The following is a 14,905-nucleotide window of genomic DNA, read 5'->3' on the forward strand; positions in this document are numbered from 1 at the left end:
CCAATATGACTACTATAAACAGCGGTAAAATTGACTCAGCAACGGCTTCATCGCTTGCAGACCTTGCTACTAAAACACTTATAGCAAATGACTTAGGTGGCTATACAGTACCAACACATGGCCTATACCCGTTTCAGTGGAACTGGGATTCAGCCATTACAGCACTAGGCTGGATGAAATCAGACGAAAGCCGCGCATGGCAAGAAATTGATGTGTTATTTTCAGGCCAATGGGATGATGGCATGGTGCCGCACATCTTGTTTCATAAAGATTCTGATACTTATTTTCCTGGTCCTGACGTATGGGGTTCGGATAAAAAAATTAAAAGTACGTCTATTTCACAGCCGCCAGTAGTCGCCACCGTAATGAAAGAAATGCTTGCCAGCGCTAAAGATAAAGCACTTGCAGAACAAAAAGTTAAAGCGTTATTTTCACAAGTAGTTGATTATCATTTATGGTGGTACAACGACCGAGATCCTGAAAAAACAGGCTTAGTAGTAACCTACCACCCGTGGGAATCGGGCATGGATAACAGCCCATCGTGGGATGATGCTCTTCATGCTGTGCCATGTGTAGATTGGGAATATACGCGCCGTGATACAAGTCATGTAGATTCTTCTCAGCGCCCACATAAAAGTGAGTACGACCGCTTTTTATACCTTGTAGACTTTTTTAAACGTAACAACTTTGACAGTAAAGTAATTTACGAAACCTGTCCGTACAAAATGAATGACCTAGGTATTATTGCTATTTTACACCGTGCAACCAAAGATTTACTCAAAATGGGTGAACAACTTGGCTTAAACGATACTCGCACTGATTACTTAGCACAGCGCTTACAAATAACAGAGCAAGCCATAAACACTTTATGGTGTGAACAAAGCCAGTACTTTTATTGCAGAGATGTATTAACTAACAGCTTGGCTAAAGTTAAAACATCAGCCGCGCTATTAACTGTATATGCAGGTTTAACAAGCGATGAGCAAACTAAAATAATTAATACAGCCACCGAAGATTTTATTGAGTCGAGCCAATTTAGTGTGGCATCTACTCACCCTAAAGAAGAAAAATACGAGCCACAACGCTACTGGCGCGGCCCTATTTGGCTACACATCAACTGGATGATAGCCATAGGCCTTAAAGAAGCAGGCTTTGTAACAACCGCCGAAAAAATTCAAGATGATACGCGCAACCTAGTTGTTAAGTCAGGCTACTACGAATATTTTAACCCAGAAACAGGTGCAGGCTGTGGTGGTAAAGATTTCTCGTGGACAGCTGCAATAGCATTACATTGGCTACTTGACTAACAACTAAGGCAAGATCATGAAACACACAATATGCTTTGGTGAAGTACTGGTTGATTTACTTTCAAATAAATTAAGCCAAAACAGCAACGAACACGAAGCGTTTACCAAGTTTGCAGGCGGTGCGCCTGCAAACGTAAGCGTTGCCATTGCAAAGCTAGGCGGTAATGCCTACTTTGCAGGAATGCTAAGCACTGATAGCTTTGGCGACTTTTTACATAATGCATTAAAAGAGCAAGGTGTAAAAACCGACTTTATGCGTTTTACCAACCAAGCAAAAACAGCTCTCGCGTTTGTATCACTCGATAACGATGGCGATCGCACGTTTGAGTTTTACCGTGATAACACCGCCGATTTGCACTTTAGTAACGATGACTTTAGTCGCGAATGGTTTGAGCAATGCGATATTTTTCATATTTGCTCAAACACATTAACCGACAAAAACATCAGAAACACCACCGCTTACGGTGTTAAATTTGCAAAAAAAAATAACTCAATTGTGAGCTTTGATATTAACTTGCGCCTCAATTTATGGCCAAGCGATGCCAACCCTCGCGAGCATATTTTACCGTTATTAAAAGACTGCTCAATTATTAAAGCCTCAAAAGAAGAGCTTGAATACTTAGCGGGTGAGCAATCGAGCGATGAGTTTATTACCCAAACACTTAATAACGGCTGTGAGCTATTTGTAGTTACCGATGCATGCAACCCTATGCATTGGTATACAAAAAATGCCAAGCAAACGCTTCACCCTAAAAAGGTTATTATGGTTGATGCCACTGCTGCAGGAGATGCGTTTGTTGGTGGTTTACTATACCAGCTTGGTTTACACGCATTAACACCAGCGAGCTTTAGTACCCTTTGTGAAAATAATGCAAAGCTAAATACTATTTTTGAATTTGCTTCGCTATGTGGTGCCCATGCCGCATCTTACAAAGGGGCATTTAACTCCCTACCTAACCAAAAGTCTCTATACGATTTTAGGAGCGAACGATGAAAAGCACACCTGATAACTTTAAAAGCCGTGAATTTTTAACGCAGCACATTAGCGACACACTAGCATTTTATGAGCCAAATATTGACGACGAACACGGTGGTTTTTACCAAAACTTTTCTGATAACGGTGAGGTATTTGATAAACACACTCGCCACTTAGTAAGCTCTACTCGTTTTGTATTTAACTATGCACGCGCGTATCAAACCTTTAATGACGAAAAGTATCTTAATCGTGTTAAATCGGGGATTGAGTTTATTCGTAAGCATCACCTTATAGAGCAAACAGGCGGCTACAACTGGTTATTAAAAGTTGAAAACGGTCAAGCCACCGTGCTTGATAACACCAATCATTGCTATGGCTTTGCATTTGTTATTTTAGCGTACAGCTGGGCATATCGCGCAGGTGTTACTGAGGCGCGCGAATACCTAAACGATACATTTCAAACAATGGAAACACATTTTTGGGATGCAAAAGCAGGGTTATATAAAGATCAGCATAACAGTGACTTCACTACATGTGATTCATACCGCGGCCAAAACGCCAACATGCACACCTGCGAAGCACTTATTGCCGCCTATGAAGCCACAAAAGACGAAATATTTTTAAACCGTGCGCTCACACTTGCCGACAACATGGTTAATCGCCAAGCTAATTTAATGGGTGGGCTAATTTGGGAGCATTACGATATAAATTGGCAGGTCGATTTAGAGTACAACAAAGACGATCCTAAAAATTTATTTCGTCCGTGGGGCTTTCAACCTGGACATCAAACAGAGTGGTCAAAACTGCTTATGTTTTTAAATAAGCATAAGCCACAAAAATGGCTTATTGAACGCGCTCAAGCCTTATTTGATAACTCAATAAATGTAGCGTGGGATAAAAAACACGGCGGTATTTGCTACGGCTTTGCCCCTGATAAAACTATTTGCGATGACGATAAATACTTTTGGGTGCAAGCCGAAACTCTGTGTTGTGCCGCGTATCTTTATCAAGCAACAGGGGATGAAAAATATCAGCAATGGTATGGCAAAATTTGGCAGTATTCGTGGCAGCATTTAGTTGATCATAAATACGGAGCCTGGTTTAGAATTTTAACCGCTGACAATAAAAAAATAGACACGATGAAAAGCCCAATAGGTAAAACTGATTACCATACAATGGGTGCCTGTTTTGATGTGCTCGAACTATTAAAGTAACTATGTAGTTATAACTTTTACAGTATTGTGTAGACCTTTTAACCGCCAGTTTGGCGGTTTTTTTCTTAAGTGTTAGCCCATTTTTAAAAATACAATTCCAAAAATCTCTAACTACTTACTTATTTACGATATAGATAACTTTAAAAACATTAACGATATCTATGGTCGTTTAGTAGGTAATAGCGTTTTAAGTGAATTTACCAATATACTAAAAAATTAAATGCCAAATAGCTCTCTAATTGCACGATGGGGAGGTGTAGAGTTTACTGTTATTTTATCAGGCACCTCCATAACCGATGCGATGGCACAAGCCAATGAGCTAAAAGAGTATGTGGGCACTCATCCAATTGCAAATATATCTCTTACTATCAGTATAGGTTTAGCCCCTATTCAAACGGGTGATACTGTACTAAATATATTGGAACGGGCTGATAAAGCACTATACGAAGCTAAAAATAATGGCCGTAATTTAGTCTGTTGTAGCGATAATAAAGTTTGTAACCTTGGGGTGAACGCTTCACCCCTTAACTTTATTGTCTCTACACATAACGCCTATGCATACTGCCCACAAGCAAATCCACAGCTCCAAGCATACTGAAAATTGTAGCCCCCTAACCAACCCGTTACGTCAGTTACTTCGCCTATAAAGTATAGGCCTTTAGCTTTTTTAGCTTCAAAGGTTTTTGAGCTCAACTCGTCGGTATCTACACCGCCCAATGTTACTTCTGCTGTTCTATAACCTTCTGTGCCATTGGGTTTAATTTGCCACGCATGAATGTAATTTACTAACTCATCTATTTGGGCATGTGTAAGCTGATTAATATTACAATCTGGTATCGCTTTGCTTTCGTGCAGTATTTCTATAAAGCGTTTAGGCAAAATAGTCGAAAGGCTGTTTTTTAACGACTTTTGGGCTTGCGTTTCTCGCCAATCAGCAAGTTGCTGCCTTAAATCAATTTCAGGTAATAGGTTTATAGTTACAGCCTGCCCTGCTCGCCAAAATGAGCTTATTTGCAATATTGCAGGGCCCGATAACCCTCGGTGAGTAAAGAGGATATTTTCTTTAAATACAGTGCCGTCTTCGCTTGAAACTTCACAAGGGATACTAATTCCCGAGAGCCCTTCAAAACGCTCTTTATCGTGCTGGTGCAAAGTAAATGGTACAAGTGCTGCCATAGTTGGTAACACGCTTAAGCCAAACTGCTCTGCAATTTTATAGCCTATTGGTGTAGCCCCTAGTTTTGGCATAGTTAAGCCACCTGATGCTATAACTAACGACTCACAGGTTAAGGTTTCTTGCTCTGTGGTAACGCTATAGCCGGTTTCGGTTTTTGATACGCTGATCACTTCACTGCGTAGCTTTATATTTACTCCGGCCCACTCACATTCGGTTAGTAAAATATCAACAATGTCTTGTGCATTGTTATCGCAAAAAAGCTGGCCTAGTGTTTTATGGTGATACGCCAAGCCATGTCTGTCCACCAGCTCAATAAAGTCATGCTGTGTATAACGACTTAAGCATGATTTAACAAAATGAGAGTTTGTGCATAAGTAGTTATCCGGGGTTGCATTTTCATTTGTAAAATTGCAACGCCCACCACCACTTATTAAAATTTTACGACCTGGTTTTTTCCCCATATCAAGTACTGTAACGCTTCGGCCACGGTATCCAGCTTGCGCTGCACACATTAATCCTGCTGCTCCCGCACCTATTACAATTACATCTACTTGGGTCATTTATTTATCTCATTAAAAAATTTGCTCGATTATAGCAAAGTTTAATAGCTAACAACGCAGCATTTGAATTATTAGTAATAACACAACAAAAACACATCAGTAATAAGTAGGGAATAATTACCCTCACAATAAAACAACCCTTTATACTTATTTTTAATTTATATGACAAATACTAAACAACGAGTAAACCGCTAAAAACCTGGGTTATAACTAAATGAAAGAGGTACATAATAAATTGATATTTTAACCTGGTTAACAGATCGTTTACTTTTGTTCCCGCATCGTGATCTTATATCACGAAATAATAAATAAAAATCTAGGGATAATTATGACAACTAGTAAAACTTTTAAAAGATGCGCAATTGCAATTACAGTTAGTACGCTTTTTGCAGCAACATCTGGCATGGCTCAATCAGTTTCAAGTTCAATGGCTGAAACATCGGCTAAACTACAAAGCCAAGGCAGTTTCGAAACTCAGTTCATTATTAAATATAAAAATAATAACGAAATGGCGAGCTTTTCAACTGCTGACGCAAGCCCGTCTAGCATGAAAAAGCGCGCACAAAGCTTTGTTAAAAACTTCGCTTCTAAAAAAGGCAAAGTAAAAGCAAAATATATTCGTGCAATGGCACTTAATAACCACCACGTAATGCGTGCTGATAAAAAATTAAGTACAGCAGAAGCCCAAGAGTTTATGCAAGAAATGGTTGATTCTGGCAATGTTGAATACATTGAAGTGGATCAAATGTTAAAGCCGTTTTCAACTCCTAACGATCCACGCTTTGATGACCAATGGCACTACTACGAGCAAGCCGGTGGTTTAAACTTACCTACTGCATGGGATACCGCAACGGGTAGCGGTGTAGTTGTAGCTGTACTAGATACGGGTTACCGCCCACATGCCGATTTAAATGCTAACATTTTACCGGGTTACGATATGATCTCTAACCTATCAGTAGCTAACGATGGCGGTGGTCGCGATAGCGATGCACGTGATCCTGGTGATGCAGTTGCTGCGAATGAATGTGGCACTAACGGTGCACAAAACTCTAGCTGGCACGGCACGCACGTAGCCGGCACAGTTGCTGCGGTAACCAATAACGGCGAAGGTGTTGCAGGCGTAGCTTATAACGCAAAAGTAGTGCCTGTTCGTGTACTTGGTAAGTGTGGTGGTTTAACCTCTGATATTGCAGATGGTATTATTTGGGCATCTGGCGGAAGTGTTTCAGGCATTCCTGCTAACTCAAACCCTGCAGATGTAATAAATATGAGTTTAGGTGGCAGCGGTTCATGTAGCTCGACAACTCAAAATGCAATTAACACAGCACGTAGTAACGGCACTGTGGTAGTTATTGCTGCAGGTAACGATAACGATAACTCAGCAAACTACAACCCAGGTAACTGCAATGGTGTAGTAAACGTAGCATCAGTAGGTCGTAATGGCGGTCGAGCTTATTACTCAAACTACGGTAGCAATATTGATGTTGCAGCACCGGGTGGCGCGCAAAGTTTTGCAAACGACTCTGAAGGTGTTCTATCAACTTACAATTCAGGTTCGTCTACACCTTCAAGCGACAGCTACGGTTATTCGCAAGGTACATCAATGGCTGCGCCTCACGTAGCAGGTGTTGCGGCACTTATTAAGCAAGCAAAACCAGATGCAACGCCTGACGAAATAGAAAGTATTTTAAAATCAACAACCCGTTCATTCCCTGCTACATGTACTAGCTGTGGTACGGGTATTGTTGATGCAGCCGCAGCTGTTGCAGCAGCAAGTGGCGGCACTACTCCGCCTACAGGCGGTGATAGCGAGCTTATTAATGGTGAAGCTAAAACAGGTTTAAGTGGGGCTGCAAATGCACAAGCGTTTTACACTATGACCGTACCAAGCGGTGCAACTAACGTCACGTTCACTATGAGTGGTGGTACTGGTGATGCTGATTTATACGTACGTGCGGGCAGTAAACCTACAACTACTACCTATGACTGTCGCCCTTATAAAGGCGGTAATAGCGAAGAGTGTTCTATTGATAACCCTACTGCGGGAACTTACCACGTAATGCTTAACGGCTACTCTGCGTATTCAGCTGTGAGCTTGGTAGGTAATATTACTGGTGGTTCATCGTCTGGTGGCGGTACAGGCACTCCACAAGCTGGCGGCGGCACTATAAGCGATGTGACAGCCAATACCGGTCAGTGGAAACATTACACGTTAGATGTACCTGCAGGAATGAGTACGTTTGCAGTAAAAACGTCGGGTGGAAGTGGCGATGCAGACTTATTTGTAAAATATGGCAGCCAACCAACAACCACTACGTACGATTGTCGCCCTTATAAAAATGGCAACGCAGAAACATGTACATTTACCAATCCACAAGCAGGTACTTGGCACTTAAGCGTTAACGCTTATAGCACTTTCTCTGGTTTAACACTTAGCGGACAATACCAACCGTAATTTAAAATTTGAGCCGTAAATAAAAAACCGATGTTGTTTCCAACATCGGTTTTTAAATAGTAAGTAGCTGATTAATTAAAGCTAAAACCTACACTTTATTACTGTTATAGCTTCTCTAGTACTGATTCTGCACGGCTTACAACAAACTCTTTGTCTTGCTCTACAAATAAACCAGTTACTACTTCATTTTCAATAACCATAGCGTAACGCGTTGAGCGTAAACCACCAAAACTAGCGGTATCTTTATCAAGCCCTAACGATTTAGTGAAACTTCCATCGCCATCAGCAAGCATGGTAATTTCTTGCGCGTTTTGCGAGTCGCCCCATGCTTTCATAACGAATGCATCATTAACAGATACACAGTAAATAGCATCAACACCTTTTGCTTTAATTTTATCAGCAAGGGAAATAAATTCAGGTAAATGGGCATTTGAACACGTTGGTGTAAACGCACCAGGTACTGCAAATAACACGACTTTTTTACCTTCAAACAACTCTTTATTTGTAAGAGATTGCATACCGTCGTCAGTTAATTGCGTTAACGTAACTGCTGGTAATTCTTGGCCTTGCTCAATCATGGTAATTCCTTGAAAAAATTAATACAGAATAAGTAATAATCGTACTACGTAGCCTACTTCTATGTATAAAAAGTAAGGCTAACTTAGTAGCTCAAAACAGCCTACCATAGAACGAAGAATACGCGCTGTATTAAGGTAAATTCAAATCGTTTATAAAACTTGAAAAATCATTACCTAGCTTTTCATCTCGTAGACTGTACTCAACAATTGCTTTTAAGTAGCCTAACTTATCTCCACAATCGTGAGAACGACCACTCATATGAAATGCTTCTACGGTTTCTTGTGCCATTAATGCGTCAATAGAATCTGTAAGTTGTATTTCACCGCCAGCACCTACAGACGTTTTTGCGAGTAGAGGCCAAATATTCTTACTCAGTACATATCGCCCTACAACAGCAAGATTTGAAGGTGCTAAATCTGCATCAGGTTTTTCAACCATTGCTTTAATTGCAGCACTTTTACCTGGCATTAACTCAACACCGTTTATATCAGCAATACCATATTTACTAACGTCTTCTTTAGCTACCGGCTCAAGCATTATTTGGCTTGCTTGAGTTTCTTTAAAGCGTTTAATCATAGCCGCTAAGTTTTCAGTTTTTTGGTCCGCTGTATAAGCATCAAGTATCACATCTGGCAGGAGCACTACAAAGTTATCGTCACCAACTATTGGCTTAGCACACAAAATAGCATGCCCTAGCCCTTTAGCTTCACCTTGGCGTACACTCATAATGGTGACATCAGGCGGACAAATAGAGCGAATCTCATCTAATAAAGCACGTTTAACACGTTTTTCAAGAGTAGCTTCTAGCTCGTAACTTGTATCAAAATGGTTTTCGATTGCATTTTTAGAGCTGTGTGTAACTAATACAATATCTTTAATACCGGCAGATACACATTCGCTGACAATATATTGAATTAGAGGTTTATCAACTATAGGGAGCATTTCTTTTGGAATAGCTTTTGTCATAGGGAGCATTCTCGTCCCTAAGCCTGCTACTGGAATTACAGCTTTCATATCTATCCTTAGTGATTAAGTTTGTAAATAAACTAGCAGATACAAAATAGATACCAGCTGAATAAAGTTACCTCTTTTGAAGAAGTAAATTTGAAGCTGCTTTTAAAATGAAGACTCTACACTTTGGGAATATAAAATAGATAGGTAAATAGTGAACTTATTAATGATTTTGTTGGGGGGGTGAGATTACATTAGCTAAATAAAAAAGCCTGAGATTGTTATTAATAACAACTTCAGACTAATCAATATTTAACAATACCTTACTGAAGGTAGAGTTATAAAACCTTTTTATAATTAAAGACCAGCGCGATCTTTAATCACTGCAATAAGTGGTGAGCTAGCAAAGTTGCCTTCAGCCCAAGCAATATCAGCACCATCTGTTAACGCACTTTTTGATAAGTTTTTAACTATATACTCACCAGTATCCACTGCATTACTAGCAACAGCATGGCGTAATAAGTTATTACCATTACATTGTACTGCATCATAAATATTACGAATTTTTACACGAGAGCTTTTAAGCTTGCTGCGTAATCGGTTTTTATCGTCTGCCGCAATATATTCACAAATAGATACTGCTAATTGATCTTCAGCATTTGCAGGTGCTGTATACGAAAAAGAACTTACAGCGACAACAGCAGTAAGTGCAACTAGCTTTGGTAATTTAAACATGACAAACCCTTTATAATACTTTGTTCTTATATAGACTATCAAATATTATATCAATCTATCAAAAATTACGCAATAATGTTAATGTACTTTATACAAAGTTACGAATTTATAACTAGATTTGTTTTTTTCATCAGGGAGGTTTTCTTGCTCTTCTTTCACGTCCCAATTAGCAACTTTATTGTAATCAGGAAACTGTGTATCGCCTTTAATATCTAAATCAATAAAGGTTAAATACAAGCGTTCTGCTTTTGGTAAAAATTGCTCATAAATATTACCGCCACCAATAATCATTACTTCTTCAACAGCACAAACTAGTTCTAGTGCGGCCTCTGGTGTAGTTACCACTTCAATACCCTCTGCAGTATATTCGCTGTTTCGAGTAATAATAATATTACGACGCCCAGGTAAAGGACGGCCTATTGACTCAAAAGTTTTACGACCCATGATCACAGGTTTACCCGTAGTTACTTTTTTAAAATGCTGAAGATCCGCAGGTAAATGCCATGGCATTTTATTATCTAGGCCAATTACACGGTTATTTGCCATTGCTGCAATCATTGAAATTATCATAATAAACACCTAGTACTTTATTCTTAAACAAAGAAAAAGGAGCATAAGCTCCTTTTTAATAAATTCTATTTAATTAACGCTCGTAGACAACTTCTACGTCGTAATCATCTTCATCCCAGTCGTCCCAATCATCATCATTGCCTTTACCTTTAGTGGCTTTTTCATGATAGGTATCCCACTTGAATTCAACTTCTTCATCTTCAACTTGTACAAACTTCTCTTTAGGCATGCTATCAAGTAGTGTCATTATGTTGTGGATTAAAGGTTGAGTATTAAGTTTATTAATTGCTGAAATGTGATAAATATTTTCAGTTTCGCCCAGCTCTTCTGCAATCGCTTCGCATAGCGCTTTTGCTTCATCTTCTGGTAATAAATCTATTTTATTAAACACTAACCAGCGTGGTTTTTCAGCTAATTTAGGACTGTATTGGTGTAGCTCGTTAATAATCGAGAATGCATTATCAACAGGGTTTGAACCATCTACCGGCATTACATCAATAATGTGCAATAACACACGACAACGCTCTAAATGCTTCAAGAAGCGAATACCTAGGCCTGCACCATCAGATGCACCTTCAATTAGACCCGGAATATCGGCTATAACAAATGATTTATTTGCTTCTGGACGTACCACACCTAAATTAGGAATAAGCGTCGTGAATGGATAATCAGCTACTTTTGGTCTTGCTGCAGATACACTACGGATAAACGTAGATTTACCTGCATTTGGTAATCCTAGTAAGCCTACATCAGCTAATAATAGTAACTCTAACTTTAAGTTACGTACTTCACCGGGTGTGCCCAATGTTTTTTGACGAGGTGCTCGGTTAGTACTTGATTTAAAACGTGCATTCCCCAAGCCGTGGAAACCACCTTTTGCAACCAAAATTCGTTGACCATCTTGAGTTAAGTCACCAAGTCCCTCTTGGGTATCAACATCCATGATGCGCGTGCCTACAGGCACCATAACAAATAAGTCATCGGCTTTTCGGCCTGTACAGTTACGGCTACGACCGTTAGTACCACGTTCAGCTCTATGAAAGCGCTCAAACTGATAATCAATTAGGGTATTTAAGTTTTCATCAGCTTGTAGATAAACACTACCACCGTCTCCACCGTCACCGCCGTCTGGTCCACCATCTGGAACATATTTTTCACGACGGAAAGACACGATGCCGCTGCCACCGTCTCCAGCTTCTGCGCGAATTTCTACTTCATCTACAAACTTCATGATTACTCACTTTAGGGATTGGCTTGTTTAATAACTCTATTATATACCCAAGCCAACACAAATGCAGGCTTGGGTATATATTTTGACTGACTACAAAACAAAAAACCCCGCAAAGGCGGGGTTTTTAACTACCTTACTGATTACTCAGTTACGATAGTTACGTATTTACGGTTTAAAGGACCTTTTTGTTCAAACTGAACTTTACCATCTGCTTTTGCGAAGATAGTGTGGTCTTTACCGATACCTACGTTAGTACCAGGGTGGAAACGAGTTCCACGCTGACGAACAATGATGCTACCCGCTAGAACTGATTCGCCACCAAAACGCTTAACACCTAGGCGTTTGCTTTCTGAATCGCGACCGTTACGAGTACTACCAGCTGCTTTTTTATGTGCCATTTCTAAGTACCTCTAATTAAGCGCTAATGCTAGTGATTTTAACTTCAGTGAACCATTGACGATGGCCCATTTGCTTACGAGAATGCTTACGGCGTCTAAATTTAACAACCTTAATCTTCTCACCGCGACCATGTGAAACAACCTCAGCTGTTATCTTGCCACCGTTTACGAACGGTACACCGATCTCGATTTTCTCACCATCAGCAACTAAAAGTACTGAATCAAATTCTACTGCCGCACCAGTTTCAACGTCTAATTTTTCAAGACGAATCGTTTGACCTTCAGTCACACGATGCTGTTTACCACCACTTTGGAAAACCGCGTACATAATTAACTCCGTCTGTGCACCCTCAAATCGGCGCAACTAAAATATTCTTCGATAGGGCGCGAAGTTTACGCTAACGCGAAATAACTAGCAAGCCTATTTTGTAATTAAAATGAATAAAAAGTAGCTGCTTTGAGAGCAATTCAATATTTACCCCATTTTATATTAATTAGCCCTTTTGCCAAGCGCTTTTTAACTCTTAGTCGAAATAAATTAATGTACTCAAATATGACCCTCACAGCTTAATATCTAAGCACACCACAAACTGTATATTGATTATCAATTAATCAGTTATCTTGGCTAATTCAGTCTAAATTAAGTACTTTAATAGTGTTTTTTCAATCAATCGTCACAAAATATCGAGCTAGTGCATTTTTTGTTGTACAATCTGCGCCGTTCACACATAAAAATTGGCTCGGAGATCAATGGATATAAAAGCTATCCAGGCGTTAATCGAAAGCGATATGAATGACGTCAATCAACTTATACATGCGCAAATGCGCTCAGATGTGGCGTTAGTTAATCAGCTTGGTTTATATATAGTTAGCAGTGGCGGCAAACGCGTTCGTCCAATGCTGGCGATTTTAGCAGCCAAAGCGCTCGGTTATCAGGGTAAAGATCACATAACACTTGCAACAATTGTTGAGTTTATTCATACAGCAACGCTATTGCATGATGATGTTGTAGATGAATCAAACTTACGACGTGGCACGCCTACAGCAAATGCTGAATTTGGTAATGCTGCTAGCGTATTGGTTGGTGACTTTATTTACACTCGTTCATTTCAGCTTATGGTTGGTCTTGGAAAAATGCAGATTATGCAAGTACTTGCCGATGCAACAAACATTATTGCTGAAGGTGAAGTATTGCAGTTAATGAACTGCAACGACCCAGATACGACCGAAGCCAGTTATATGCAGGTTATTTACTCTAAAACAGCTAAGTTGTTTGAAGCAGCGACAGGCCTTGCTGCCATTATTACTGAGCAAGACCAAACTACTCTCGATGCACTAAACCTATATGGTATGCATTTAGGTACTGCGTTTCAGCTAGTAGACGATGTACTCGATTACAATGCAGATGCTGAGCAGTTGGGTAAAAACATTGGTGATGATTTAGCTGAAGGCAAACCAACGCTTCCACTTATTTATGCTATGCAACATGGTAGCGAGCAGCAAACGCAGCTTATTCGTGATGCAATAGAGCACAGTAATGGTATGGAGCATTTAGAAGAAATTCTATCGGCACTAAAGCAAACTAATGCGCTTGAATTTACAATGCAAAAAGCAGAGCTTGAAGCTGACAAAGCTATTGCGTGTTTAGACTTTTTAGCTGAGTCTGACTATAAGCAAGCGCTCATAAGCCTTGCTCGTATTGCGGTTGACCGCGACCACTAGTTTTAACTAGTTACACAGTGTGAAATTAATTCTGAGCAATAAAAAAGCCTGCAAATGCAGGCTTTTTTGTTATTCTACTTTGGCTATTACGCCATGAAATCAACACCTTCTTTGATGTCTTTTTTCAGTGTTTCAAGCATGTCATTTTTTGCTTTTGTTTCAAATGCGCTTAGTTCGCCGTAAGAAAGAATTTCTTCTACGCCGTTTTTACCTAAACGTACTGGATGTGCAAAGTACTCTGCATCGCCATTTTCAACAGCAACGTAAGCGTAATCTACAACTTCTTCACCTTGTAGGCCTTTAACTAAAGACATACAAAAACGAGCTGCAGCAGCACCCATAGATAGCGTAGCTGAACCACCGCCTGCTTTAGCATTTACAACTTCAGTACCCGCATTTTGGATACGTGGAGTAAGTGCAGCAACTTCTTCATCAGTGAAAGAAACACCTTCAACTTGAGAAAGTAGAGGAAGAATAGTTGTGCCTGAGTGACCACCAATTACTGGTACTTTAACAGTTGCTACGTCTACGCCTTTAAGTTCAGCAACAAATGCTTCTGAACGAATAACGTCAAGCGTAGTAATACCGAATACGCGTTTAGCGTCGTAAGTACCTGCTTTTTTGAATACTTCAGCAACGATTGGAACTGTGCCATTTACTGGGTTAGTAATAATACCTACTAACGCTTTAGGACAGCTAGCAACAATGCCTTCTGCTAAAGTTTTGATGATACCAGCATTTACATTAAATAAATCAGCACGATCCATACCTGGTTTACGTGGCATACCCGCTGGGATAAGAACGATGTCAGAGCCTTCAAGCGCTTTGTTTAATTCGTCTGCGCCAAAGCCTGCTACTTTAACATCTGTTGGGATGTGAGAAAGGTCAACCGCAACACCTGGTACTACTGGTGCAACATCATAAAGTGATAATTCAGAGCCAGCTGGTAAGCCTGTTTTTAATAATAAAGACAACGCTTGGCCGATACCGCCTGCAGCACCTAATACAGCAACTTTCATTGGAATTCTCC

General features: G+C 40.0%; 14 protein-coding genes and 1 pseudogene. 6 read left to right on the plus strand and 9 right to left on the minus strand.

Going from position 1 to position 14,905, the window contains the following annotated elements:
- Positions 1-5: 5 nt before the first annotated feature.
- The 4 genes and pseudogenes from GQR38_RS06855 to GQR38_RS06875 all read left to right on the plus strand — a co-directional run bounded on the left by GQR38_RS06855 (position 6) and on the right by GQR38_RS06875 (position 4,095).
- The gene (locus GQR38_RS06855; protein ID WP_010553328.1) at positions 6-1,307 is read left to right on the plus strand and encodes a trehalase family glycosidase; all 1,302 of its coding nucleotides are present in this window, start codon (positions 6-8) and stop codon (positions 1,305-1,307) included.
- A 16-nt stretch (positions 1,308-1,323) separates the two neighbouring features.
- Complete coding sequence (locus tag GQR38_RS06860) at positions 1,324-2,301, plus strand: carbohydrate kinase (protein ID WP_165722149.1); 978 nt, start codon at positions 1,324-1,326, stop codon at positions 2,299-2,301.
- Positions 2,298-3,497: an AGE family epimerase/isomerase gene (locus GQR38_RS06865; protein ID WP_165722150.1), complete on the plus strand. Its 1,200-nt coding sequence runs from the start codon at positions 2,298-2,300 to the stop codon at positions 3,495-3,497. Before GQR38_RS06860 ends, GQR38_RS06865 begins: the two co-directional genes overlap by 4 nt.
- Before the next feature lie 121 nt (positions 3,498-3,618).
- Positions 3,619-4,095, plus strand: a pseudogene (locus GQR38_RS06875) (GGDEF domain-containing protein).
- Here the strand turns inward: GQR38_RS06875 and GQR38_RS06880 are convergent.
- Positions 4,050-5,234: an NAD(P)/FAD-dependent oxidoreductase gene (locus GQR38_RS06880; protein WP_165722151.1), complete on the minus strand. Its 1,185-nt coding sequence runs from the start codon at positions 5,232-5,234 to the stop codon at positions 4,050-4,052. The pseudogene GQR38_RS06875 and the gene GQR38_RS06880 sit on opposite strands and share 46 nt — an antisense overlap.
- A 328-nt stretch (positions 5,235-5,562) precedes the next feature.
- Between GQR38_RS06880 and GQR38_RS06885 the strand changes: the two genes are divergently transcribed.
- On the plus strand, positions 5,563-7,689 hold the full coding sequence (locus GQR38_RS06885; protein ID WP_165722152.1) for a S8 family peptidase: 2,127 nt from the start codon (positions 5,563-5,565) through the stop codon (positions 7,687-7,689).
- Positions 7,690-7,793: 104 nt separating this feature from the next.
- Here GQR38_RS06885 and GQR38_RS06890 read toward each other — a convergent pair whose 3' ends face one another.
- The 7 genes from GQR38_RS06890 to rplU all read right to left on the minus strand — a co-directional run bounded on the left by GQR38_RS06890 (position 7,794) and on the right by rplU (position 12,481).
- Positions 7,794-8,267, minus strand: coding sequence for a peroxiredoxin (locus GQR38_RS06890; RefSeq protein ID WP_165722153.1), 474 nt, complete (start codon positions 8,265-8,267; stop codon positions 7,794-7,796).
- Positions 8,268-8,397: 130 nt separating this feature from the next.
- On the minus strand, positions 8,398-9,282 hold the full coding sequence (gene galU / locus GQR38_RS06895; protein ID WP_165722154.1) for a UTP--glucose-1-phosphate uridylyltransferase GalU: 885 nt from the start codon (positions 9,280-9,282) through the stop codon (positions 8,398-8,400).
- A 294-nt stretch (positions 9,283-9,576) separates the two neighbouring features.
- Complete coding sequence (locus GQR38_RS06900) at positions 9,577-9,954, minus strand: DUF3718 domain-containing protein (RefSeq protein ID WP_007586082.1); 378 nt, start codon at positions 9,952-9,954, stop codon at positions 9,577-9,579.
- 78 nt (positions 9,955-10,032) lie between these two features.
- Complete coding sequence (gene folA, locus GQR38_RS06905; protein ID WP_165722155.1) at positions 10,033-10,524, minus strand: type 3 dihydrofolate reductase; 492 nt, start codon at positions 10,522-10,524, stop codon at positions 10,033-10,035.
- Positions 10,525-10,597: 73 nt separating this feature from the next.
- Complete coding sequence (gene cgtA, locus GQR38_RS06910; protein ID WP_007586086.1) at positions 10,598-11,755, minus strand: Obg family GTPase CgtA; 1,158 nt, start codon at positions 11,753-11,755, stop codon at positions 10,598-10,600.
- Positions 11,756-11,895: 140 nt separating this feature from the next.
- Positions 11,896-12,153, minus strand: coding sequence for a 50S ribosomal protein L27 (gene rpmA, locus GQR38_RS06915; protein ID WP_002957747.1), 258 nt, complete (start codon positions 12,151-12,153; stop codon positions 11,896-11,898).
- Positions 12,154-12,169: 16 nt separating this feature from the next.
- On the minus strand, positions 12,170-12,481 hold the full coding sequence (rplU, locus tag GQR38_RS06920) for a 50S ribosomal protein L21 (RefSeq protein ID WP_002957748.1): 312 nt from the start codon (positions 12,479-12,481) through the stop codon (positions 12,170-12,172).
- A gap of 422 nt (positions 12,482-12,903) precedes the next feature.
- Between rplU and ispB the strand changes: the two genes are divergently transcribed.
- Positions 12,904-13,875: an octaprenyl diphosphate synthase gene (gene ispB, locus GQR38_RS06925; RefSeq protein WP_165722156.1), complete on the plus strand. Its 972-nt coding sequence runs from the start codon at positions 12,904-12,906 to the stop codon at positions 13,873-13,875.
- An 86-nt stretch (positions 13,876-13,961) separates the two neighbouring features.
- On the opposite strand, the gene mdh is transcribed toward ispB, so the two are convergent.
- A complete protein-coding gene (gene mdh / locus GQR38_RS06930; protein ID WP_007586102.1) occupies positions 13,962-14,894 on the minus strand; it encodes a malate dehydrogenase in 933 nt (310 codons plus the stop codon).
- Between the last annotated feature and the right edge of the window lie 11 nt (positions 14,895-14,905).

Origin of the sequence: Pseudoalteromonas sp. c7(2019) (assembly GCF_011378625.1) — a bacterium.
Taxonomy (GTDB): domain Bacteria; phylum Pseudomonadota; class Gammaproteobacteria; order Enterobacterales; family Alteromonadaceae; genus Pseudoalteromonas; species Pseudoalteromonas arctica.

Bases quoted from the DNA above. Each gene is read 5' to 3' on its own strand.
- GQR38_RS06855 (WP_010553328.1), top strand. From the start codon at position 6: ATGACTACTATAAACAGCGGTAAAATTGACTCAGCAACGGCTTCATCG.
- GQR38_RS06860 (WP_165722149.1), top strand. From the start codon at position 1,324: ATGAAACACACAATATGCTTTGGTGAAGTACTGGTTGATTTACTTTCA.
- GQR38_RS06865 (WP_165722150.1), top strand. From the start codon at position 2,298: ATGAAAAGCACACCTGATAACTTTAAAAGCCGTGAATTTTTAACGCAG.
- GQR38_RS06880 (WP_165722151.1), bottom strand. From the start codon at position 5,234: ATGACCCAAGTAGATGTAATTGTAATAGGTGCGGGAGCAGCAGGATTA.
- GQR38_RS06885 (WP_165722152.1), top strand. From the start codon at position 5,563: ATGACAACTAGTAAAACTTTTAAAAGATGCGCAATTGCAATTACAGTT.
- GQR38_RS06890 (WP_165722153.1), bottom strand. From the start codon at position 8,267: ATGATTGAGCAAGGCCAAGAATTACCAGCAGTTACGTTAACGCAATTA.
- galU (WP_165722154.1), bottom strand. From the start codon at position 9,282: ATGAAAGCTGTAATTCCAGTAGCAGGCTTAGGGACGAGAATGCTCCCT.
- GQR38_RS06900 (WP_007586082.1), bottom strand. From the start codon at position 9,954: ATGTTTAAATTACCAAAGCTAGTTGCACTTACTGCTGTTGTCGCTGTA.
- folA (WP_165722155.1), bottom strand. From the start codon at position 10,524: ATGATAATTTCAATGATTGCAGCAATGGCAAATAACCGTGTAATTGGC.
- cgtA (WP_007586086.1), bottom strand. From the start codon at position 11,755: ATGAAGTTTGTAGATGAAGTAGAAATTCGCGCAGAAGCTGGAGACGGT.
- rpmA (WP_002957747.1), bottom strand. From the start codon at position 12,153: ATGGCACATAAAAAAGCAGCTGGTAGTACTCGTAACGGTCGCGATTCA.
- rplU (WP_002957748.1), bottom strand. From the start codon at position 12,481: ATGTACGCGGTTTTCCAAAGTGGTGGTAAACAGCATCGTGTGACTGAA.
- ispB (WP_165722156.1), top strand. From the start codon at position 12,904: ATGGATATAAAAGCTATCCAGGCGTTAATCGAAAGCGATATGAATGAC.
- mdh (WP_007586102.1), bottom strand. From the start codon at position 14,894: ATGAAAGTTGCTGTATTAGGTGCTGCAGGCGGTATCGGCCAAGCGTTG.